This is a genomic window from Desulfovibrio desulfuricans (genome assembly GCF_024460775.1).
Classification (GTDB): Bacteria; Desulfobacterota; Desulfovibrionia; order Desulfovibrionales; family Desulfovibrionaceae; genus Desulfovibrio; species Desulfovibrio desulfuricans_E.
The window spans coordinates 481848-504916 of record NZ_JANFYZ010000001.1; the positions used below are offsets into that span (position 1 = coordinate 481848).

20 protein-coding genes are annotated in these 23069 nt (G+C 58.8%); 5 read left to right on the top strand and 15 right to left on the bottom strand.

Annotated features, from left to right (window positions below):
• Window positions 1-4: 4 nt before the first annotated feature.
• Complete coding sequence (locus NE637_RS02005) at window positions 5-1123, bottom strand: sigma-54 interaction domain-containing protein (RefSeq protein ID WP_215647880.1); 1119 nt, start codon at window positions 1121-1123, stop codon at window positions 5-7.
• A gap of 116 nt (window positions 1124-1239) precedes the next feature.
• Here NE637_RS02005 and hrpB point away from each other — a divergent pair, with 116 nt between their 5' ends.
• A complete protein-coding gene (gene hrpB / locus NE637_RS02010; protein ID WP_227117918.1) occupies window positions 1240-4026 on the top strand; it encodes an ATP-dependent helicase HrpB in 2787 nt (928 codons plus the stop codon).
• Window positions 4027-4089: 63 nt separating this feature from the next.
• On the opposite strand, the gene NE637_RS02015 is transcribed toward hrpB, so the two are convergent.
• Window positions 4090-5091 carry a YheT family hydrolase gene (locus NE637_RS02015; RefSeq protein ID WP_227117919.1) on the bottom strand — a complete coding sequence of 334 codons (1002 nt, stop codon included), beginning with the start codon at window positions 5089-5091 and terminating at the stop codon, window positions 4090-4092.
• A gap of 113 nt (window positions 5092-5204) precedes the next feature.
• Here NE637_RS02015 and NE637_RS02020 point away from each other — a divergent pair, with 113 nt between their 5' ends.
• Window positions 5205-6647, top strand: a complete 1443-nt coding sequence (locus NE637_RS02020; RefSeq protein ID WP_227117920.1) for a BaiN/RdsA family NAD(P)/FAD-dependent oxidoreductase — start codon at window positions 5205-5207, stop codon at window positions 6645-6647.
• A 39-nt stretch (window positions 6648-6686) separates the two neighbouring features.
• Here the strand turns inward: NE637_RS02020 and NE637_RS02025 are convergent, their stop codons facing one another.
• Entirely contained in the window at window positions 6687-6890 is a 204-nt protein-coding gene (locus tag NE637_RS02025; protein WP_022659339.1) for a dual CXXC motif small (seleno)protein, read from the bottom strand.
• Window positions 6891-7275: 385 nt separating this feature from the next.
• Here NE637_RS02025 and NE637_RS02030 point away from each other — a divergent pair, with 385 nt between their 5' ends.
• From NE637_RS02030 to NE637_RS02040, 3 genes are all read left to right on the top strand, one after another.
• Complete coding sequence (locus tag NE637_RS02030; protein ID WP_192111927.1) at window positions 7276-7497, top strand: hypothetical protein; 222 nt, start codon at window positions 7276-7278, stop codon at window positions 7495-7497.
• A gap of 313 nt (window positions 7498-7810) precedes the next feature.
• Window positions 7811-8077 (top strand): RNA recognition motif domain-containing protein, encoded by a 267-nt coding sequence (locus NE637_RS02035; RefSeq protein ID WP_192111928.1) that lies wholly within the window; start codon window positions 7811-7813, stop codon window positions 8075-8077.
• Between the two features lie 145 nt (window positions 8078-8222).
• Window positions 8223-8513 carry a hypothetical protein gene (locus NE637_RS02040; protein ID WP_227117921.1) on the top strand — a complete coding sequence of 97 codons (291 nt, stop codon included), beginning with the start codon at window positions 8223-8225 and terminating at the stop codon, window positions 8511-8513.
• Window positions 8514-8527: 14 nt separating this feature from the next.
• Here NE637_RS02040 and NE637_RS02045 read toward each other — a convergent pair whose 3' ends face one another.
• The 12 genes from NE637_RS02045 to NE637_RS02100 all read right to left on the bottom strand — a co-directional run bounded on the left by NE637_RS02045 (window position 8528) and on the right by NE637_RS02100 (window position 23012).
• Window positions 8528-8875: a DsrE family protein gene (locus NE637_RS02045; RefSeq protein ID WP_192111930.1), complete on the bottom strand. Its 348-nt coding sequence runs from the start codon at window positions 8873-8875 to the stop codon at window positions 8528-8530.
• Between the two features lie 612 nt (window positions 8876-9487).
• Window positions 9488-10801, bottom strand: a complete 1314-nt coding sequence (ftsZ, locus tag NE637_RS02050; protein WP_192111931.1) for a cell division protein FtsZ — start codon at window positions 10799-10801, stop codon at window positions 9488-9490.
• 45 nt (window positions 10802-10846) lie between these two features.
• Entirely contained in the window at window positions 10847-12082 is a 1236-nt protein-coding gene (gene ftsA, locus NE637_RS02055; protein ID WP_022659333.1) for a cell division protein FtsA, read from the bottom strand.
• 69 nt (window positions 12083-12151) lie between these two features.
• A complete protein-coding gene (locus NE637_RS02060; RefSeq protein ID WP_192111932.1) occupies window positions 12152-13036 on the bottom strand; it encodes a cell division protein FtsQ/DivIB in 885 nt (294 codons plus the stop codon).
• Window positions 13021-13911, bottom strand: coding sequence for a UDP-N-acetylmuramate dehydrogenase (gene murB / locus NE637_RS02065; RefSeq protein ID WP_192111933.1), 891 nt, complete (start codon window positions 13909-13911; stop codon window positions 13021-13023). Before murB ends, NE637_RS02060 begins: the two co-directional genes overlap by 16 nt.
• Window positions 13904-15277, bottom strand: a complete 1374-nt coding sequence (gene murC / locus NE637_RS02070) for a UDP-N-acetylmuramate--L-alanine ligase (protein ID WP_192111934.1) — start codon at window positions 15275-15277, stop codon at window positions 13904-13906. Before murC ends, murB begins: the two co-directional genes overlap by 8 nt.
• 75 nt (window positions 15278-15352) lie before the next feature.
• Complete coding sequence (murG, locus tag NE637_RS02075; RefSeq protein WP_215647875.1) at window positions 15353-16417, bottom strand: undecaprenyldiphospho-muramoylpentapeptide beta-N-acetylglucosaminyltransferase; 1065 nt, start codon at window positions 16415-16417, stop codon at window positions 15353-15355.
• The gene (gene ftsW / locus NE637_RS02080; protein WP_192111936.1) at window positions 16399-17577 is read right to left on the bottom strand and encodes a putative lipid II flippase FtsW; all 1179 of its coding nucleotides are present in this window, start codon (window positions 17575-17577) and stop codon (window positions 16399-16401) included. The genes murG and ftsW overlap by 19 nt, the downstream gene beginning before the upstream one ends.
• The gene (gene murD / locus NE637_RS02085; RefSeq protein ID WP_192111937.1) at window positions 17574-18878 is read right to left on the bottom strand and encodes a UDP-N-acetylmuramoyl-L-alanine--D-glutamate ligase; all 1305 of its coding nucleotides are present in this window, start codon (window positions 18876-18878) and stop codon (window positions 17574-17576) included. The genes ftsW and murD overlap by 4 nt, the downstream gene beginning before the upstream one ends.
• Before the next feature lie 11 nt (window positions 18879-18889).
• Window positions 18890-19966 (bottom strand): phospho-N-acetylmuramoyl-pentapeptide-transferase, encoded by a 1077-nt coding sequence (gene mraY / locus NE637_RS02090; protein WP_215647873.1) that lies wholly within the window; start codon window positions 19964-19966, stop codon window positions 18890-18892.
• Window positions 19967-20118: 152 nt separating this feature from the next.
• Entirely contained in the window at window positions 20119-21567 is a 1449-nt protein-coding gene (locus tag NE637_RS02095; protein WP_215647872.1) for a UDP-N-acetylmuramoyl-tripeptide--D-alanyl-D-alanine ligase, read from the bottom strand.
• The gene (locus NE637_RS02100; protein WP_227117922.1) at window positions 21558-23012 is read right to left on the bottom strand and encodes a UDP-N-acetylmuramoyl-L-alanyl-D-glutamate--2,6-diaminopimelate ligase; all 1455 of its coding nucleotides are present in this window, start codon (window positions 23010-23012) and stop codon (window positions 21558-21560) included. The genes NE637_RS02095 and NE637_RS02100 overlap by 10 nt, the downstream gene beginning before the upstream one ends.
• Window positions 23013-23069: the final 57 nt, after the last annotated feature.

Here is a 23069-nt window from a genome sequence, read left to right on the forward strand (position 1 = left end):
GCCGCTACATACTGCGTTTCTTGAGCTTTTCAATAAGCGTTGTCCGCTTGATGCCCAAAAGCTCGGCGGCCTGATTTTTTACTCCCTCCGCCTTGGCCAAGGCCTCATCAATAAGGCGGCTTTCCACAGCATCAAGAAAATCTTTCAGATTCTGTCCCTGAGCAGTCAAAACGCCCAGATTGGGCCACACAAAAGCTCCGCTGGCTGCAACGGGTATTGCGGCTTCAACTTGCGGCGCTGGGGCAGGCGTCTGCTCCACTCCGTCATCCGCGGTGGGTTCGGCAAGAGGCTCCGCCTCCGGTTCGCACGCCGGGGCATCCTCCTCCACCGGGGGCAGCAGAGACACATCGCCAACCTGATCCAGAATCTTGCGCGGCAGATCATCCATGCACACCGTATCGCCATCCACAAGGATGCTCAGGCGCTCCATGAAGTTTTCAAGCTCGCGCACGTTGCCGGGCCAGTTGTAGGCCGCCAGAATACGCCGCGTTGTTTCATCAAGCAGCATGGGATCGCGCGCTTTTTTGGTGCAGAAGTGGTTGAGAAAATAGCGCGCAAGCAGCAGCACATCATTGCCGCGCTGGCGTAGCGGCGGCAAATGCAAAGGAATGACGTTCAGGCGATAGTAGAGATCCTCGCGGAAGCGCCCGGCGGCGACTTCTACCTCAAGATCGCGGTTGGTGGCGGCCACAATGCGCACGTCCACCTTTTTGCAGCCAGTGCCGCCCACGCGTTCAATTTCCTTTTCTTGCAGCACACGCAGAATCTTGACCTGAAGGCTCAACTCCATCTCGCCGATTTCATCCAGAAAGATGGTGCCTCCGTCAGCCATTTCAAAACGGCCTGGCCGCGAACGGATGGCGTGCGTAAAGGCGCCCTTTTCGTGGCCGAAAAGTTCGCTTTCAAGCAGCTCTTTGGGGATGGCCCCGCAGTTGATGGGTACAAAAGGCTTGTCAGCCCTGCGGCTGTTGGCGTGAAGCGCGCGAACCAGCAATTCCTTGCCAGTTCCCGATTCACCAGTTACAAGCACAGTGCTGTCCGTGGGCGCAACCTTGCCGAGAACCTTGAAGACTTCGGCGAGGCTGGTGCTCTGGCCGATAATGCCGCTGGTATTCAACTCCATGTGTGCATTCTCCGCGTGCATATCCTTTCTTGTGTCAATACACTGACACGCATTGGATTACCAGTAAAAATGCGCCTATTCTATCGCATTTACCCTCAGCCATGCCGCATTTAGCCATGACCGATTCGCCGATACGCATTGCCGCCCCCGCAGGCTCCCCTGATCGTTGCCCAGGCCTGCCCCCATGCCCACTTGACGCTTCGCGCGCAGAAATTCTGGATTCTCTGGCCCAGGGCCGCAATCTGGTGCTCAGCGCCCTGCCGGGAGCGGGCAAAAGCAGCCGCGTCCCCCTCTGGCTCATGGGGCAGCCCTGGCTTGAGGGCCGCCGCATTCTGCTGCTTGAACCACGGCGCGTGGCGGCCCGCGCGCTGGCGCGCTATATGGCGGCCCTGCTGGGTGAAGAACCGGGCGGTCTTGTAGGCTACCGCATGCGTGATGAAAGCCGCGTCAGCAACCGCACCTGCGTGGAGGTTGTCACCGAGGGCGTGCTCACGCGCATGTTGCAGGATGATCCTGAACTGCCGGATATCGCCTGTGTGATTTTTGACGAATTTCATGAGCGCTCGCTCACTGCCGATACCGGCCTTGCCCTCTGCCTTGAAAGTCAGGCTGCGCTGCGCCCCGACCTGCGGCTGGTCGTCATGTCCGCCACGCTGGATGTGCAGGCCGTGGCAGGCCTCATGGGAGGCTGCCCTTCTGTTGTTTGCGAGGGCAAAACCTTTCCTGTGCAGATGATGCACCTGCCACCCAAAATCCGCGCAGGGCAGATTGTGGGCGGTGGGCACCTGTCTGCTGCCGGGGCAGGGCCGCTGCTGTGGCGGCACATGGCTGATGCCATTTTGCATCTGCTGCACGCAGAAAAGGGCAGTCTGCTGGCTTTTTTGCCCGGCGCGGGCGAAATCCGCCATCTTGCAGGCCTGCTCGATGGCACACTGCCTGCTGATGTGGCCCTGTGCCCGCTCTACGGCAACCTTAGCGCCAGAGAACAGGATGCGGCCATTGCACCCGCCCCGCAGGGGCAACGCAAAGTGGTGCTTGCCACATCCATTGCCGAAACATCACTGACCATCGAGGGCGTGAGGCTCGTGGTGGACAGCGGCCTTGCGCGCCTGACGCGCTTTGACCCGGCCAGCGGCCTCACCCGCCTTGTGACAGAGCGCGTTTCTCTGGCTGGCGCTGCCCAGCGGGCCGGACGCGCCGGACGCACCGAACCCGGCATCTGTTGCCGCCTTTGGGCAAAAGAGCAGGAAAACGGCATGCGTCCGCACATCCGCGCTGAAATTCAGGATGCCGACCTCACCGGACTTGCCTTGCAACTGGCGGTCTGGGGCGTGACCGATCCGGCCTCGCTCGCATGGCTCGACACGCCGCCCGTGGCCCATCTGGCTGTCGCCAGACAGAACCTTCTGGCACTGGGCGCGGTGGATGCCCGGATGCGGCCAACGGCTTTGGGCCGCAGCATGGCCGCGCTCCCTCTGGCACCCCGCACGGCGCGCCTGCTGCTGTGGGGGCGCGACAACTCCCTTGCCGCATTGGCAGCCTGTATTGCCGCCTTGCTGGAAGAACGCGACCCGCTGGCCTTTACCGCTGGCAAAAGCAAGGGCGGCATGCCTGCCGCAGGCGCGGGATGCGATGTGCTGCGCCGCCTCGACTGGCTGTGCCGCGATGGCGCAGCGGGCAAAAATGTGGATGCCGCCTGCGAGCGTGTGCGCCGTCTGGCGCAGCGGCTTATGCGCCAGCCTGAACTGCACGGGGGAAAAGGTTCCCGGCCAGTACCACAGGGGCAATCCAACAAAGCGGACAACATTTTTTCCGCAGCTCTCGCTCAGGCCGCAAGCCTTGGGCAACTGCTGGCTGTGGCGTGGCCGGAGCAGGTCGCCATGCGGCAGACAGACGGTCAGCCTCAGGGTAGCGGCAATGGAAATTTTCCGGGCGGGGTAGCCGCCATGACACCCTATCTCCTGCGCAGCGGACGGGCCGCCCACATAGCCAGCGACGACCCTCTTGCGCGGCAGCCCTTTCTGGCAGTGGCAGAAGTTGACGGCGCAACGCCGCGCGGGCGCATCCGCCTTGCCGCCGCCCTTTCGCCCGATGATCTTGCAGTGCTTTTCAGCGCAGATATTTGCAACGAAGACAAGCTCACAGTTTCGGATGCCGGGCTGGTCAGCGCCCGGCGGCAGCGAGTGCTGGGATCTCTGGTTCTGGAAGATGCCCCCCTGCCTCGGCCACGGCCCGATGAGTGCGCTGCGGCCCTGTGCGCCCATGTGCAGAACAAGGGGCTGGAATGTCTGCCGTGGGATGATGCCGCACAGCAGTGGCGCGCGCGGGTAAGCCTGCTGCGCGAGCTGGACGGCGAGGCATGGCCCGATGTTTCTGATGCCGCCCTGCTGGCGACTCTCAACGATTGGCTCGCGCCAGCCTTGCAGCAGGCGCTCGAAAGGTCAGCGGGGCAAGGCAAGCAGGGGCGCGCAAATTCGCTGGCGGCGCTCGGGCCGGAGCAATTGCTCGATGCCCTGCACCGTCTGCTGCCGGGGAATCTCCACCGGATACTTGAACGGCAGGCCCCCACGGAATGGCAGGTGCCGTCAGGGGCCATGCGCCCCATTGTGTATGGTGAAGACGGTGGCCCCTGGCTGGCCGCCAAGTTACAGGAATTATTCGGTTGCGTGGACACGCCGCGCATAGCCGATGGGCGCGTGGCTCTGGTGCTGCGCCTCAATTCGCCCGCAGGGCGTCCCTTGCAGGTCACCCGCGATCTGGCCCACTTCTGGCGCAACGGCTATCCGGCAGTGCGCGCAGAAATGCGGGGCCGCTATCCCAAGCATCCCTGGCCGGAAGACCCGGTTAACGCCGTGGCCACGGTTCTGACCAAGAAGCGGCTGGCCGAGCGGCAAAAAAGCTGACGCGTCGCAAATCTGCCAACGCAACAAGCCCTCTGTTGTTGCGCCTGCTGCGATACCAAACGCTTAAAAAATGCCGCGCCCCGTCAACTGCTGCACAAATTCGCGCGCACGCTGCTCGCTGTAGTATTCCTGCTTCTGCTGTACAAACCCCACGTGCCCGCCGTACGGGGCAACCTCCAGATGCAGGTGCGCGCTCTGTTTCGCCGTCTGCCACGGATAGCACGATGACGCGCAAAAAGGATCGTCCGCAGCCATGAGCAGCAGAGTTGGCACGTTTATGCAGGGCAGGTCGGGCAGAACCGTATTCTTTTCCCAATAATCTTTGGCTGATGCAAAGCCAAAGGCAGGCGCGGTGAAGCGCTCGTCAAACTCTGCAAAAGTGTGGATTTTTTCCACGCCTTCAACAGAGGGATAGGAAGGAAAGCGTTCGGCCTTTTCGCGCACTTTTTTGCGCAGGGTTCGCAAAAAATAACTCATGTAAATGCGACAGGCAGGGCCGTCCATTACCGGTGCAGCGGCGGAAAGATCACACGGCACGGACACAGGCACAGCCGCCCGCACCAGCGGCGAAACCGGCCCCCGGCCCAGATAACGGCAAATCTGGTTGCCCCCCATGCTGAAGCCAGCCAGCAGCAGGGGGCGGTCAAACTGCTCGGCAAAACGCACGACTGTTCCAAGATCTTCAATTTCGCCCATATGATACAGGCGCGCAGTGCGGTTGCTCTCGCCCGAGCAGGAGCGCATGTTCCAGGCCAGCACGTCAAAGCCTTCGGCCCGCAGGGCATTGGCCATGCCCAGAACATACTTGCGGCGGCTGTTGCCCTCCAGCCCGTGCGAAATAACAGCTATGCCCCTGCCCTGCCCAAACGGGCGCTCCGCCCTGTCCTTTCCAAGCGAGGGATGCTGATCCACATCAAGAAAGTCGCCATCGGGCGTTTCAAGGCGCACCCGTCGCACAGAAGGCGACATTTGCGGCTTTTCACGAAAGAGCACGGGCCACATGGTATTGGCGTGGCCGTTGCGCACAAACCACGGCGCAACGTAGGATGAAGCAAGAACTGGCATGATAATCCCGGTAACAAGAAATGGCTGCGCGGATGCGCGGGGCAGGTCAGCAAAGGCGGTTTGCTGGCACACAAGGGCTTGGCAGCCGCCAAAGCCTCGTATACCTTCGCCGCATGCACAACAAAGCTCCCCAAAATAGCGCCACGCGCAAAATTCTGTCAAATCCGGCACGTCAGGCCTTTGCCCCGCAAACACCCGGCCCCAAGGCCACGCCCGCTGCGCCTGCGGCACCTGTAGAAAGCACATCGCCAGCCAAGCCCAGAGGCAAGGATTCCGTACAATCCAAGCCCCCTAAAAGAAAGAGCGTACAGCCCGTGCAAAACAGCGGGCAACGCGGCCCGGATGTTGCCGATGTGCTGATTCTGGGCGCTGGCGCTGCGGGGCTTATGTGCGCCCGCGAGGCGGCGTCAAAAGGCCTGAGCGTTGTGCTGCTGGAACGTGGCCCTGTGCCGGGGCGCAAACTGGCTGTCAGCGGCGGCGGCAAGGCAAACTTTACCAACCGCGCTGCCAGCCCCAAGGACTACCGCTGTGACGGAAGCAGGGGTAATGCATTTTGCGCCCCAGCACTCAAGGGCTTTACGCCGGAGCACATGCTGCGCCTTGTGCAGGAGTGGAATCTGCCCTTTGAGGAGCGCACCCACGGCCAGCTTTTTCTGACGGTTTCCGCGCATCGGCTGGTCAGGGCGCTGACAGACGACTGCCGCAAACATGGCTGCGTTATTGCCTGCGGCACCACAGTAACAGCAGTAGAGGCGCTGGCGGATGGTTTTTCCGTGCAGACGGAGGGCGGCTCGTGGCACGGCAAGGCTCTGGTGCTGGCGCTGGGCAGCCCGGCATGGCCTCAGGCTGGCGGCGGCGGTGCCGGCTATCGGCTGGCGGAAGAGCTGGGGCACAATATTATTGCGCCACGCGCCGTTCTTGCGCCGCTACGCCTCAATTCGGATTCCCCTCTGCTCGACCTGACGGGCATCAGCCTGCCTGTGGGCGTTACGCTTGGGCAGCACTGCTGGGAGGATGATCTGCTGTTCACCCATGAGGGGCTGAGCGGGCCAGCAGCCCTCAAAGCATCCCTCTATTGGGCCGAAGGCGCTGCAATCACGCTGAATTTTTTGCCGGGGCAGGATGTTGCCGCGCTTATGGATGCGCCGCAGACTGGCAAACAGACCCCGCGCGCCCTGCTAGCAAGGCTCCTGCCACAGAGGCTTGTGGACGCCCTGCTGCCGGAGGAAACCGCGAGGCGCAAGGTGGCGGAGCTTTCACGCGCGGCCCGCGTGGCGATTGTGGAAACTGTGCAGCGGCACACGGTGACGCCGCAGGCAACTGCGGGGCTAAAAAAAGCGGAGGCCTGCTCTGGCGGCGTAAATACCGACGAGGTAGACCCCAAGACCATGCGCAGCCTGCTGCAAAATAATCTGTTTGTGGTGGGCGAGCTGCTGGACGTTACAGGCCTGCTGGGCGGCTACAACCTGCACTGGGCCTGGGCCAGCGGCATGGCGGCAGCCAGGGAACTGGCCCGCAGCGCAACCGCCAGGGCCGCTGCGCCAGCCACGGATTAAACGGCTGGCAGCCCATTGGCATGCATGATGGGGATAACGCTAGATGCGATTGCAGTAGACGTTTTCCAGAAAATGCTCCATGGCTTCATCCGCCTGACGGATGTAGTCCTGAAGCGGAAACTGGGCCTTGCAGGCCGGGCAGTACATATAGACTTCGTGGCAGGTGCGGGCGATATGCAGGGGCGCGCCGCAGGTCGGGCATACGAGTGTAGTCTTGACATCACGGGGTGCAAAAAAAGCCATGGCGATTCTTTGTGTTAGAAGTACAGTTTGAAATGCTGGCCGTGCTGTGGCCGGGCTGTGGCTAGATCGGTAAAATACCGGTTCCATCCCCATCCGGGCCATTGGTCATGAACCTTGAACAAGCCGCAGATGCTTATCATATCCGGCGGCGCAGCGCAGCTTATCCTTAGAGCATTTGCCCCATATTTTTGTCAACATGGGGCAGAAGCAGCAAACCCCTTGCCGCCACAATGGACGAGCCATAAAAAATGCCCGCAAATGCCCGGTTCCGTAGGCTCAAATTTGTTATTGCGTCCGCCGTCCGCTCATGCCATAGACGTACAGCCATATTGTTGTAGATGTGGCATAACCAGAAGAAACGGATACGAAAATGAAAAAGCTCCTTATGGCTGCCGTGGCCCTTTCGCTGATGACTGCTCCCTGCCTCTTCAGCACTGAAGCCAACGCCGCTAACACCGCTCCGGCAACTGTTGCAAGTGGAACCAAGGCACACAAAGCCAGCAAGGCCAGCAAGGCGAAGGCTCCCGCCAAAGTAAAAAAAGTTTCTGCCAAGGCTCCCGCCAAGGCGAAGAAAGCTCCTGCAAAGAAAAAGACGCAGGCAATCTAATTCTTGCTGTCAAAAAGGCCGGTTAAACCGGCCTTTTACAGTTTAGATTAATGCGCTATTGAGTGCATAATCAGCTAACAGCAGAATAATGCACGCGTAGGAATGTAAAAATACCACCCAATGCGGAGCAGTTTAGTCAAAGTTTGTCGTTTGGCAATCATTTTTGAAGCCAATGCAGATAATACTTGACGATTTTTTTGCTTAACAGTACTGTTCGCCCTTATTCATAGGGTGCAGTATTTCTTTTTGCCAGAGACTTTGCGTGGGTAAGGCTTCAAGCGGAAAGTTTACCCACCTCAACAACGGAGTCGTTATGGCTGTTTCCATTTATGTCGGCAATCTGCCTTTTTCCGCCACCCAGGAAGGCGTTGAAGCCCTGTTCGCCCCCTACGGCGAAGCCCTTTCCGTCAAGCTCATCATGGATCGCGAAACCGGCCGCCCCCGTGGCTTCGGTTTTGTTGAAATGGACGAAGCCGATGCCCACAAGGCCATTGAAGCCCTGAACGGCGTTGACTTTGGCGGCCGCACCCTTCGCATCAACCAGGCCGAAGAACGTCGCCCCGCGCCCCGCCGCTGGTAGACCACAAATTTCCTTGAAGTAAAAAAGCCGCTGCTACCGCAGCGGCTTTTTTTGCAGCAACAAACCGGTTCTAGCCTTGCTTGCCCTCGCTCGGGGCAGGAGCTTCCTGCTTTATACTCTCTTGACCAGTCACAGCGTCTGACTCTTGGGCGCTGAACTGACATGCGCCAATACAACGGATGCCGCCGCAGTGCGGGCAAGCATTGCGACGCTGCGGCAAAAACATGTACCGCAAAATGGTCAGAAAACGCTTGATTGTCATGCTCTCGCCAAGAACATCCTTCTGTATTTAAAACCACTCGGTTTAATCCAGACGCCGCAAAATCTGTGCGGCGGACAACACAAGAAATATCGCTCCGCAGGCCAGCAGCGGCTCAGAACAGATACCGGCGCTGCCAGTTTGATTAGTGGAACCCTTGTCATGAAAAGGGCTTAACTATTCAGCTGGAGCTAGATGGTAATAAGTTTTTCATCATCCTTGAGGATTTTTGTAAACGCCTCCCCAATGTAAAAAACTTCATCAACACCTTCCAGCTTTTCTATCTGCTCAAACACACCGAGGTTTTCAGCGCACTTTCTGCATGCGGAGACATGCCCGCCAGCATCATGAAATTTTTTGAGAAGACCCTGCAACTTCACGTCTTCACAAATCAATTTGACTGTTGCACCCCAAAGAATCAGGTGTACTTCTTCCCACCAGCCTTTCAGCAAGGAATTTGTGGCATACATAAAGACCATATTTTCAGCGGTGACGGGGTTATCGTTAACCCACAGGATATGCAGACACTTTTTATTCATGAATCAACCCCATCGGTTAAAAGCTTATCCAGCCCTGGCAGGAATGCCACTCGCAAAAAGAAACACATAGCTGTCAGGCCAGTTAGCCATGACAAGCACGACAGATGCACACAGGCACACCTCCGCTGACGCACAAAAACCAGCCCAATATTTCGCCAGATATGAAAAAGAATTTTGTGCCGGAGACATGGATTTCAAGGTTCGATTCATGCTCGCAGCGTTTCCATGCGCTGCCCTGGCTGGCGGCCAAGTGCAAAGTTACGCTTTGGATTAACATTCAAATGCCCTGCTCATGGGCATAGCAATGCCAATCACGCAGCGCAAGGGGGCAATTTGGCATCGGTTCCGGGGCTTATATATCAAACCATGTGTCTGGAATGCGGTACTAGTCGGTCTATTTTGAAGGATGGACGGATTTCTACGGATTGCCTCACAATAAAAAAGTCCGCGAAACCTGGGTCTCACGGACTATAGCGGACATTTACGCCCCACTCTGGGAGGCCCCCAATGGGCCTCCCGGCGGGCATTTCAGGGCCGAAGAGGCAAGCCCTGAAAATCATGAGCCTTCATGGCAGAAAGGCATTCTGCCCACGCACTCAGGCAACGACGGAATTAGTCGGCCTGGGTGCGGATGAAGGTGGGAATTTCAAAATCATCCTCATCATAGGTGAAGTCTTCATGGCCGGGGTTATGCGCACGGCGGCGCGGCTGGCCCACAACCTCACGCTTGAGCAGATAGGGAGGACGATTGCTGTTTTCATCGTACCAGCGCTCCACTTCGGTGCGGCGGGTAGACTGCGGCAAGCGCGACTCGGCGCGTTCCTGCTCGTCCATCATGCTCTGCTGGGCCGCGCGGGAATTCATGCGGCGCGGTTCGGCAACCACGGCGTCAGGGCCGGGCTTGCGGAAGTTGGTGACAGTGGCCGCAGGAGCCTGCACGGGCTGAATAACCTGAGGAGAATCAATGCCGGTGGCAATAACGGTGAGGCGGATTTCGTCGCCGATATTGTCGTCAAACACAACACCAAAGATGATGTTGGCTTCTTCAGGCGTGGCATCGCCGATGATGTCGCCGATTTCGGCAATTTCCTCGGCAGTGATATCTGTGGGGGCGGTGATGTTGTACAGAACCGCCTTGGCGCTCTCAAGCGAAACATCTTCAAGCAGCGGACTCATGATGGCGCGCTGGGCGGCCTCGCGGGCGCGGTTTTCGCCAGAGGCGATGCCCGTGCCCATCAGGGCCATGCCAGCTTCGGCCATGGTGGTGCGCACGTCTGCAAAGTCGAGATTGATGAGGCCTTCGCCCACAATGACGTCAGAAATACCCTTGACGGCGTAGTACAGCACATCGTTGGCCTTCTGAAGCATTTCGGAGAAAGGAGCCTTCTTGGGGGCAAAGGCAAGCAGACGGTCGTTGGGGATGGTGATCAGGCAGTCCACATGCTGCTTGAACTCTTCAAGCCCGGCCTCCGCCGCGCGCTTGCGCTTGGCACCTTCAAAACTGAAGGGCTTGGTCACAACACCCACGGTGAGGACGCCCATTTCCTTGGCAGCCTGAGCAACCACAGGAGCAGCGCCGGTGCCGGTGCCGCCGCCCATGCCAGCGGTAACAAAGACCATATCGGCATCGCCGATGGCTTCACGAATGCTGCCAACGCTTTCCACCGCAGCCTCGCGGCCAATGGCGGGGTTGGCGCCAGCGCCAAGGCCCTTGGTAAGCTTTTCACCAAGCTGCACCTTAACGGAGGCACCGTTCTTGTTCAGCGCCTGCACATCGGTGTTGGCGCAAACAAACTGCACTCCGCGCAGGCCAGAGGCAATCATGTTCTGCACTGCATTACCGCCGCCACCACCTACGCCAATAACTTTGATCTTGGCATTGCTGGCCAACGAGGTATCGATATCATCAACGATAGACTGAGCCATTACACCTCTCCTCTGTGCTGTCCTCAAAATGCCCGCTTGAGGTTGTTATGAAATGTCCGCAAACCACTTTTTCATTCGCGAAAGCACACCGTCAAAAACGCCGCTTTCACTACGTGTGGTAAATTTTTTCTGGCCGGAAAGTTCCTTTTCCGCGCCGTAACGCAACAGCCCGACCGCCGTGGAAAATTTGGGGCTGTTGACCACGTCTTTCAGGCCCCCGATGTTGCGCGGGTAGCCAATGCGCGTGGGCAGATTGAAAATCTGTTCGCCCAGTTCCTGGCAGCCTTCAATCAGCGCCGTGCCGCCCGTGAGCACCACACCTGCGCCGATCATGTCCTTGTAGCCGGAGCGCACGAGGGTCTGATCCACAAGGTAAAGAATTTCTTCCATGCGGGGTTCGCATATTTCGGCCAGCACCTGACGCGAAAGCCGGCGCGGCTCGCGACCACCCACACTGGGAACTTCAATAAATTCATCGTTGCGCACAAGGTCGGCAAGGGCGCAACCATACTTGAGCTTGATTTTTTCGGCAGAGGCTATGGGAGTACGCAGACCAAAGGCAATGTCGTTGGAAAGGTTCTGCCCGCCGAGCGCAAGAACAGCCGTATGCTTGATGGCATCGTTGGCAAAAACGGCGATATCGGTGGTGCCGCCGCCCAGATCAACCAGAGCAACGCCGATTTCGCGTTCTTCTTCGGTCAGCACGGCCTTGGCTGATGCCAGCGATTCAAGGGCAATATCGGCAACTTCGAGCTGGCTGCGGTGGCACGAGCGCACAATGTTCTGGGCTGAAGAAACTGCGCCGGTAACAATGTGCACCTTCACTTCAAGGCGTACGCCAGCCATGCCGAGCGGGTCGGCAATGCCGCGCTGGTTATCAACAATGTATTCCTGAGGCAGGATATGGATGACCTCGCGGTCGGCAGGAATGGCCACAGCCCTGGCGGCATCAAGAGCACGTTCAATATCGCGCTGCGCGACCTCGCCGCCCTTGACGGCAATCACGCCGTGGCTGTTGATGCCCATGATGTGGCTGCCCGCAATCCCCACGTATACCGAGTGGATCTCGCAGCCCGCCATAAGTTCCGCATCTTCCACGGCCTTGCGGATGGACTGGACGGTCTGTTCAATGTTGACCACCACGCCCTTGCGCAAACCAGTGGAAACACTGGTGCCGATGCCCACCACATCTACAAGACCCGACTCCGACAGCTCGCCCACCACAGCGCATATCTTTGTGGTGCCGATGTCGAGGCCAACGATGAGCTCGGACTTATTCATGCCATTCTCCTCAAAACTCCTGTCTCCGGGTCGCAACGGCATGCCACTATGGCGCATGCCGCAAGTTTCTTACGCTGGCTGGTTAAGTAAAACCCAAACATTGCCGTTAACAGATCGAATCTCGCGAACATTGCGCAGTTCGTGTCTGCGGGCCAGATCGCCCAGGGTCAGACTTAACCGGGAAAGATTGCCCTCCCAATCGTCAGTAGCGATGGAAAGCCGCATTTCCCTGTCTTCAAGATAAATTTCAATGCCCTTGCCGGGACTCACGCTGACGGACGAAACCGCCCCCGCCTCTATGGGCAGCAAACCGCTTTGCATGCCCTTCATCAGGCGCGTCAGGTACGGCAGGGCGTCTTCTGCCCCCGGGTCAACACGCAAGGTGGGCAGCGAGAGAAAATTTTTGCTCTCAACCGGCGCTATAATTTCGCCAAGCTCGTTGGCGTAATACAGCACCCCGTCCTTATGCACCCAGAAAGAAGGCAACCGTTCTTTCAGCCGTATCACAAACCTGTCCGGCAGAAGGCGCTTAACAGAAACTTCTTCAACCCAGGGCGTCTTGCGCAGGTTTCTTTCAACCTTGGCAATGCTGACTGCAAGACTGTTGTCGCCCTCGCGTATGCCGCCGTATTGCAGCACCATGTCGTGCGAGAGGCGCACATTGCCGGTCACGTCAACATGGCGGGTGGTGAAAAAATCGCTGGTTATGGCCTTGTTGTAGAGCCAGAGCGATGAATAACACACACCAGCAAGAATCAGCCCCAGGCAGGTCAGCAGCACAGCCAACGCGGCAAGGCTTTTCAGCCCGCTGAAGCCCTTGAGCCTCCTGAAAATCCCCGCGATAACCCCGCCCGCACGTACTTTTGATCCGCCGCCGCTTTTTTTGACCGGGGCAGATGCTCGTGTGTAGGAGTTACGGGCTTTACGTCCGCTTTTTTTCAGGGCAAGGGGCATGGCACTATCCTGACCTCCGGCTCAAGCTCAATGCCAAACCGTTGCCGCACAGCTTGCCGGGCCTCTTGCAACAAGGCCAAGGCCGCTGTGGCGCTGCCCTTGCCTTCATTTATCAAAAAATTTGCATGCAGGGTTGAAAAGGCCATTCCCCCAAGCTGCCTGCCCTTGAAACCGGCCTCGTCAAGAAGCCTCCCGGCAGACATTTCCGGCGTGGGATTTTTGAATACGCACCCCGCGCTCCAAGCCGTCACAGGTTGTTTAGACTTTTTCTTAAAAAAGTTGTGACGCATGCAATTACAGATGCCATCCCTTTCAGCAACGGTCAAGCCAAATGTGGCTTCCAAGACGATAAAATCATTCTTTTTCCCGTTAATGCTGAGAGTACGATAGCCGTATTGCAGTGCATCTTCGTTGATACGCTGAATGGTGTTATCAATAAACACCTGAATATTATAAATATTTTTACATGTTTCCGTACCATGCGAGCCAGCATTCATGGCAACAGCCCCGCCCACGCTGCCGGGTATGCCCACCAGCCCTTCAAGGCCGGAAAGCCCGTTTACAGCGCAAAAACGCAGCAGCCGCGCCATAGGAACGCCCGCTCCCGCACGCACCAGAACCTTGCCCTCGTGCTCGCCCACAATGACCGGGCCGTCACTAAAAAACGGGCGGATCAGAACCAGCGGCAATTCGCCGTCCTGTGCAAGAATATTGCTGCCCGCGCCCAGAACCAATGGTGTGCCGCCAAGAGCCTTGAGCCTATCGGGCAATAGATAAAGGTCTTCGCTCCGCTCGAGTATTATTTCCGCAATGGCGGTTCCCCCCACCCTCAGCGTGGTGCGGGGGGCAAGAAAAGGAGCGGGCATCTCACGCATGATCTTGTCCCTCCAGCCAGGCGGGACCAAGGCGGGTGATGCTGCCAGCGCCAAGGGTCAACAGCACATCGCCCTCGCGCAGCACATTGGGCAGGGCTGCGGCAAGGTCATTGAGGGTCTGGTAGTATTCCACCGGAGTGATGGAGACCTGACGGATGCCCTGAGCGAGACTCTGGCCCGAAACGCCGGGAATGGGCTTTTCAGACGCGGCGTAAATTTCGGTGAGCAGCAGCTGATCCACATTGTCAAACACCTTGCAGAACTCGCCAAAATGGGCCTGCGTGCGGCTGAACCGGTGCGGCTGAAAAGCCGCCACAATGCGCCGACCGGGAAAGACCTGACGCGCCGTGGCAAGAGTAGCCGCAATTTCCGCCGGGTGATGACCGTAGTCGTCAACCACGGTCACACCGCCCTTCTCGCCTTTGAATTCAAAGCGCCGTCCCACGCCGCCAAAACCGTTCAGGCCCTCGGCGCATTTTTCAAAGCTGATGTCCACTTCCATAGCCGCGCCAATGGCGGCCAGAGCGTTGAGCATATTGTGGCGGCCCGGCTGCGGCAGGCTGACCTGACCAAGCTTGACGCCATTGCGCCACACCTCAAAGTTGTTGCGCACGCCGCATTCAAGCGGCACGGCGCGCAACACGTTGTCTTCCGCAAAGCCGTAGGTGAGCACAGGGCGCTTCACACGGGCAAGCAGGGCGCGCACGCCGGGGTCGTCGCCGCAGACGATGTTCAGGCCATAAAAAGGCACGTTGTTCATGAACTGCACAAAGGCGTCATCAATGCCCTGTCGGGTTTTGTAGTGATCGAGATGGTCTTCATCCACGTTGGTCACAACATTGATGATGGGCAGAAGACACAAAAATGAGCCGTCAGACTCGTCAGCTTCGGCTATCAGATATTCGCCGTGCCCAAGATGCGCGTTGGTGCCATACGCGTTGAGCCTGCCGCCAATAATAACTGTAGGATCAAGCTCCGCAGTATCAAAGATAGATGCAGTAAGTGATGTTGTAGTGGTCTTGCCATGCGTACCGGCAATGGCGATGCCCTGCCGCAAACGCATCAGCTCGGCCAGCATTTCGGCACGGGGGATTATGGCAATATTACGGCGGCGGGCTTCAATAAGCTCTGGATTTTCATCGTTGATGGCGGTGGACTTCACTAGGACCTGAACATCCCCCACGTTTTCCGCTGCATGGCCCACGGCAACGTGTGCGCCAAGGTCGCGCAGATGACGCACAACGGCAGAATCACTCATGTCAGAGCCGGAAACTTCGTAGCCCTGATTGAGAAGAACCTCGGCAATGCCGCTCATACCCGCGCCGCCAATGCCCACCATATGAATACGCCGAATCTTGCTGTTCATGCTCTACCTTTAAAGAAAGTCTAGATAATTTGAAGGGTTGAATTCGCCCTTGGATATCGGATGCTGAAGCCCTGTTTACGCTGTTTGTTCCAGAACGGCGACCACGCGCGCTGCCGCGTCAGGCCGGGCCGCGGCAAGGGCGGCTGCGGCCATGGGTTCGCGTTCGCCGGGCATGGTCAAGAGCCGCAGCAGAATGTCTGACATACGCTGCACGGCCATGCGCCCTTCAGGCACCAGTACGGCAGCGCCGCTGCGGGTCAGCACCTCGGCGTTGCGGGTCTGGTGATCGTGAATGGCATAGGGAAAAGGCACAAGAACCGAGGGCAGGCCTGCGGCGCAAAGCTCCGCCACAGTGCTGGCCCCGGCGCGGCACAGGGCCACGTCGGCCCAGGCGTAGGCCCCGGCCATGTCGTCAATAAAGGCGGAAACACATTCGGGGGCATAACCTGCCGCCATATAGGCCGCGCGCACACTGCCCTCATCCGTTAGGCCGGTCTGGTGGCGAATTTCCACCCCGGCGCCGCGAAATTCCGCCAGATTTTCAAGCATAAAGGCATTGAGCGCATGCGCGCCCTGCGAACCGCCCATGACCAGCAGACGGCGCGTCTGCCGGTGGCGATCCACCTGCCCCACCGCGCTTACGGCCGCCCGCACAGGGTTGCCCGTAAATACGCATTTTTTCATATCAAAGCCGCTGGTGTTGGGCAGTGAAATGCACACGCGCCGCGCAAGCCGCGCCAGAAAACGGTTGCTGGCACCGGCTATGGCGTTCTGCTCGTGCAGCACGCCGGGCACGCCAAGAATACGTGCGGCCAGCATGGGCGCAAATGCGGCATACCCGCCGAATCCAGCTACAACATCGGGCTTGAAACGGCGCAAAATCCCCACAGCCTTGACCACGGCAAGAGCCATCTGCGCGCCTGCACCCACAGCCTTGAAGCCGCGCCCCAAAAGGCCGCGCACAGGCAGCCCCTCAAAGGGAATGCCCGCCTGACGCATCAGCCGTTCTTCCGGCCCGTAGAGCGAACCCACAAACAGCAAGTTGGCATTGGGATTGCGACGCCGCAATTCCTCTGCCACAGCCAATGCCGGAAAGATATGCCCGCCAGTGCCGCCGGTCGTCAGGATGATGTTGTCCATGTGTCCGCCGTCCTTGAAAAATTCATAAGCAGGCCCACGCACAGCATGGTGGCCAAAAGGTTACTGCCGCCGTAACTCATGAGGGGCATGGGCACGCCCTTGGGCGGCGCAACCCCCATGACCACGGCCAGATTCATGACCGAGCCCATTGCAAGAATGGTGGTAATGCCGAATGCGGTAAAACGGTCGCGCAGATTGCGCTGGCCCATGATGATTTTGTAGCAGCGCCAGAAAAGCAGGGCAAACAGAATCATCACAACGCTTACGCCCACAAAACCCATTTCTTCGGCAAGCACGGCCATGATAAAGTCGTTGTGCGCTTCAGGCAGATAAAACATCTTCTGCTTGCTTGCGCCAACGCCTACGCCAAAGAAGCTGCCCGAACCAATGGCAAGCAGCGACTGCACAAGCTGGTAGCCCGTATTGTGCGCATCCTGAAAAGGATCAAGAAAGGCCAGCAGACGGCGCAGACGATAGGGCGAAGAAATGGCCAGCGCCATAGCGCCGCCGCAGGCGAGCGCAACTGAAAAGAACAGATAGACAAAGCGGGTGCCGCCCGCCACGCACATGAAAAACAGGATACTTGCAAGAACAACGGCGCTGCCGAAGTCAGGCTGCAAGAGCAGCAAAAAACAGAACAGCCCCGTTACGGCAAAGGGAGGTATGACGCCCCGGCTGAACGTCTTGATAAGTTCCTGCTTGGAACTCATGAAGTACGCCAGATACAGCGCCAGCGCAATTTTGACGAATTCCATGGGCTGAATGGAGATAAAACCCAGCGGAATCCAGCGCTTTGCGCCGTTGATGGCAGGGGTAAGGGGCGAGAGTGTCACCAGCAGCAGGAGCAGCGCAAGAAACAGCGCAGGATACTGCATGCGGTACAGCCAGTGCCTTGGCAGGAGGGCTGCGCTCCACAGGGCAACGCCGCCGCAAAGGGCAAAGATGACCTGACGCTTGAAGAAAAAGTATTTGTCGCCGTTGACCTGCTCCGCCACAATGCCGCTGGCCGAAAGCACCATCACAAGACCAATGGAAAGGATAATCAGCATGATGGTGAAAAGCCACCAGTCAAAGGGCGCGAACGGCCCTTCTTCCGTGGCCCTCGCCATGGCGCTGTTTACCTTGGGCGCTTTTTCCTTACCGCTGAAGATGTTCTTCATGACAGCTTACCCACAATCTGTTTGAAGTCTTCACCGCGCTGTTCATAATTTTTGTACAGGTCATAGCTGGAGGTGGCGGGCGCAAGCAGCACCACATCGCCGCTCCTGGCATTTGCCGAGGCAAAACGCACTGCTGGTTCCATTGTTTCGTGCCAGCTTATGGGCACAATGCCCTGCCAGGCCTTTTCAAAATGCTCACGGCTGGCCCCAAAAAGCACAACTTCCTGCACCTTCGCGCGCAACAGGTCGGCAAGCCCGGCCAGATCGCCGCCCTTGAACTTGCCGCCGCAGAGCAGCCGCACTGGGCGGTCAAAGGCCTCCAGCGCCACCTGAAGGGCGGAAACCGTGGTGCATTTGGAATCATTGACGTACAGCACGCCGCCAAGTTCGCGCACACGCTCAAGACGGTGCGGCAAAGGCTGAAAGCGTTCAACAGCTCTGGTGGCGCTTGCTTCCGTCACGCCAAAAAGGCGGCAGGCCTGCCATGCGGCTTCCTCATTAATGCGGTTATGCGCGCCCATGAGGCAGCTTGCAGGAAAGCGGTCAGTGGCCTTTACAAAAACCTTGCGGGCCTTGAGGCGGTGGGCGTCAGCCAGCGCTTGCAGATCTTCGCCCAGCACGGCCAGATCGCCTTCGTCCTGACAGCGGAACAACCGGAACTTGGCCTCGGTGTATTCCGCCATGTCCTTGTGGTAATCAAGATGGTTGGGCGTGATGTTGAGCAGAATACCCGCGCGCGGACAAAATGTGGTGCAGGCCTGCAACTGGAAACTGGAAATCTCGAGCACAAGCACATCGGCCTTTTTGCCGCCGAGAACGTATTCCGAAAGCGGCGTTCCGATGTTGCCGCCCAAAAACACGGCATAGCCCTGCTCGTGCAGCATGGCGGCAGCCAGGGAGGCCGTGGTGGTTTTGCCGCTGGTGCCGGTTATGGCCAGCACCGGCTCGTCATCAAGGTAGCGCCATGCCAGTTCCATTTCGGCCAGAATTTCAGAAACCTGCGTGTCCACCAGCCCCTCAAGCCTGGCTACAGGCATGCCGGGGCTGGGCACCACAAAGGCCGCGCCTGCAAACTGCGCGGCGGAATGCTCGCCAAGCTGCACGTCAATGCCAAGGGCTGCAAGCTCGGCGGCAAGCACTTCCCTTCCGGCCAGCGCCTTGAGGTTGCTGTCCAGTAGCCGAACCCTCGCCCCGGCGCGCCGCAGCAGTCTGGCGGCGGCAAGGCCTGAACGGCCCGCCCCCACAACAACTGCCAGTTCGCCGGGTTCGATACGTCTGCCGCGATTTTTCTCCAGTGCCATATCCCCTCTCCTCAGCGCAGCTTCAGAACAGAAAGCGCCACAAGGCCCAACAGGATGGAAGTTATCCAGAACCGGATGATGATCTTGGATTCAGGCACGCCCTTGAGCTCAAAATGATGGTGCAAGGGTGCCATGCGGAAAATACGTTTGCCGCCAGTCCAGCGGAAGTAGCCGACCTGTAGAATGACCGAAAGTGTTTCGGCCACAAAAAGGCCGCCCACTACGGAAAGCACAAGTTCCTGCTTGCACAGCAGGGCCAGATAGCCCAGCACGCCGCCGAGCGAAAGCGAACCCACATCGCCCATGAATACCTGGGCCGGATAGGCGTTGAACCACAAAAAGCCAAGGCCAGCGCCCACAAGCGCCGCGCAGAACACTGTGACCTCGCCCACGCCGGGCATGTAGGGCAGCAGCAGGTATCCGGCAAAACGGGCGTTGCCCGTGATATAGATGAAGATGGAAAAAACGAGGCAAGCCACAATGGAAGGCCCGATGGCAAGACCGTCCAGGCCGTCCGTCAGGTTGACGGCGTTGGAAGAGGCCACCATGACAAACACGCCAAAGGGCAGATAAAACCAGCCCAAATCAAAGGTAACTTCTTTCAGAAAAGGAATGGTCAGCTTGCTGCTGTAATCGGGATTGATATAGAGCAGCACCATTGCCGCGCAGGCAACAGCCAGTTGCCCCGCCATCTTGGACCTGCCGGAAATCCCCTTGTTTTTGTGGTGACGCAACTTGGTTATGTCGTCCCAGAAGCCAACGGCCCCGAAGCCCGCAAAAACAAGAAAAGCCTGCCAGATGTAGGGATTGGTCAGGTCAGACCACAAAAGCAGGCTGATGCTGAGCGCAAACAGCATGAGCAGACCGCCCATGGTGGGGGTGCCGGCCTTGCAGGCGTGGGCGGCAACGTCTTCGTGAATATACTGGCCGCATTTGAGGCTGCGGAGCCAGCCGATAAAGCGGGGACCAATGAGAATAGAAAGCACAAGAGCAGTGATGAGCGCGGCCAACGAGCGGAAGCTGATGTACCGAAAAACGTTGAATACCGTCCATTCGGACGCAAGGGGGACAAAGAGATTATAGAACATGCAGCGTAATCCGTTCTTTTGGTCGTGTGCAGACCGTTATGCCCGTTCTTTAAAGCAGTTAAACCCTGAAACCGGGACTTGAGCGGAATAATCCGCCAACGCCCGTTTCAAGTATGCAACGCTCCAGCAGGCGGCGTTTTTAATCTTGGCCCTCAGCCCCGCACGGCCTCCGGCTCTGTGAGAGTCTGGAGCAGGCATTCCAGCCTGTTGCCGCGTGATCCCTTGAACAGGGCCACGCCGCCAGTTTTGTTTTCGGCAAACGCAGTGTGCGTCAATTCGGCCCATGCAGCAGCAAAGGCCGCAGCGTCATACACCTCGAACCACGGCCCTGTATAGCCCCCACAGGTCAGCCCGGCGCGGATATTTTCACCGTGGCCGCCTTTCCAGAATACTGCCGAGGGTTTAAGTTCAGCCAGGTGTTTGCCAAGGGCCTCATGCTCTGCCGCTGCCTGCGGCCCAAGCTCGAGCATTTCGCCGAGCACAGGCACAAAAAGCCTGCCAGCGGCGCGCTCTGCCGCGGCATCAAGCATGCGGCGCATGGAAAGCGGATTGGCATTATAGGTATCGTCAATAAGCAGCCACTTGCCTACGCGCGTCTGATTGAACCGCTGCACGGGCAGTTCGCTCTGGGCCAGACCCTGCGCAATTTCCGCATTGCTCAGGCCCAGCAGATGGGCTGCGGCGGCAACGGCTATAACATTCTCCGCGCCGTACTCTCCCCTGAAGGGGGCGGTTACATCACAACGCGAGCCGTCAAGCCAGAGGTGGTACAGACCGCGCCTGTCGTCCGGCGCGTCAATGCCCGTTGCGGCATCATCCCGGCCGTCGGCCTGGGCGGGCGCTGGCCCTGCGTAAGAAGCGCGGTAATCCACGGCTCTGCCTGTGGCGCTAAAAAAATGCAACTCCGCGCCGGTGGCTCTGGCCTCGCGCACAAGTTCGGGATAATCGGCGCATACAAGGCCTATGCCCTTGGGGGCAAGATTGGTGAGCAGGCGCGATTTGTGCCAGGCCACGCCCTTGCTGCCAAGACCCTCGGTATGACCGGCGCCGACGTTAAGTATAAGGCCAATGTCAGGGCGCATGACGGACGACAGTTCTTCCATGTCGCCCTCATGGCTGATGCCAGCCTCCATGACCCAGAAATCTTCATCGCCGTCAGTGGCGAGCATGGCGCGGGGCATGCCGATCTGATTGTTGTTGTTCAGGGCGTTTTTTGCGGTTTTGCCGCGTACGGAAAGCACCTGAGCCAGCACTTCCTTGAGTGTTGTCTTGCCTGCAGTGCCCGTAACGCCCACAACTCTGGCAGTTGTTTTATCGCGCCACATGGCGGCTATGCTGCCAAGGGCCTTGATCGTATCTTCCACAACCAGCACAGGCACGCCTGCACCGGGCAGCGCCCGTGAGGCCAGCACGGCAGAAGCCCCAAGCTCCACGGCGGCAGGCACAAAATCGTGCCCATCCACCCTGCTGCCGGGGATGCAGACAAAGAGAGCCCCGGGCGCGGCCTCGCGGCTGTCCGTCACGGTGGCGGTCAGCGCAATGTCGCTCTCAAGGGCGCTCAGGCCCAGACGGGCCGCTATTTCATTGTAAGTCAGGCGCAATGAAGAAACTCCCTAACTACTTCCTGGTCGCTATAGTGGTGTTTGACACCCTGGATGATCTGATAATCCTCATGGCCCTTGCCTGCAATAAGCAATGCATCGTCCTTGCCGAGCATTTTCAGCGCCTTGATGGTAGCCGCGCGGCGATCAACCTCAACCACAACTTCGCGGGCGGATTTCAAACCGGGCAGAACATCCTGCAAAATGGCTTCCGGCTCTTCAAAACGCGGGTTGTCGGAGGTCAGCACTGCCACGTCGGACCAGCGGGCCACGGCCTCGCCCATGAGGGGGCGCTTGGTGCGGTCGCGATTGCCGCCGCAGCCAAATACAGTAACAACGCGTTTGAATCCAGCCCCCCGCAGGGCCTGCAAAACGTTTTCCAGCGCGTCTGGCGTGTGGGCGTAGTCTACAAATACATTTAATCCTTGGGGATTTTCTACACGCTCCAGCCGCCCGCTCACGCCCGTAAAACTTTCAAGAGATTTGAAGGCCTCAGGCTCAATGCCCATTTCAAGGGCAACGGCCTGCACGGCCAGCAGGTTGGAGGCGTTGAACGCGCCCACCAGGGGCGAGCGAAGTTCCCACTTGCTGCCCTCAAGATGCATACGCATGTGGCAGCCGTCCGTTCCGGCAGAAAGCAGTTCACCCCAGAGGTGGCGCTTGTTCAGCGCGCCTTTCTGCAAACCAAAGGAAAGCGCCGTGGGGCACAATTCCAGCAGGCGGCGGCCCCAGGGGTCGTCGGCGTTGACAGCCATGGCCTTGTCGGGCCGGGGCAGCTCCAGGAACAGGCGGGCCTTGACCTGGAAGTAGCTCTCCATGTTCTTGTGATAATCCAGATGATCCTGCGTCAGATTGGTAAAGGCTGCGCCGGAAAACGGCACACCGCAGACGCGCTGCTGGTCGATGGCGTGGGACGACACTTCCATCACCGCCACATCAACGCCCGCCTTGGCCATGGCGGCCAGCATGGCGTGCACGCTCAGGGCATCGGGAGTGGTGAGGGGCGCAGCTTCCGCATGGCCGGGCCAGCGGTAGCTGACCGTGCCCATGACGCCAAGCTTGTGCCCGGCCTGCGCAAAGAGCTGTTCGAGCAGATAGGAGCATGTGGTCTTGCCGTTGGTGCCTGTGACGCCCACGATCTTGAGCGGCAGTTCGCTGGTGCGCCAGCGGGCCTCCGCCAGACGCCAGAGCGCCTCGCGCGGGTCGGAATGATGCACGACGCGGCAGCCGCCAGCAAGCGCTGCGGCTTCCTCCGCTCCGCCGGGACGGCAAACGACAATGGAGGCCCCTGCGGCCACTGCGGCGGGAATAAAGCGCGCCCCGTCTTCGTTAACGCCAGGCACGGCAACAAAGATATCGCCGGAATTGACCTGACGAGAATCGACGCGCACCTCAATACCGCCGCGTCTGCACTGTTCAAGAAGGGCTGCAAATTCCCGTTCCATATCAACCTCACTGCATAACCGGGGCAAATGCCCCAATTTAGTCCCGGCGGCGCGCGC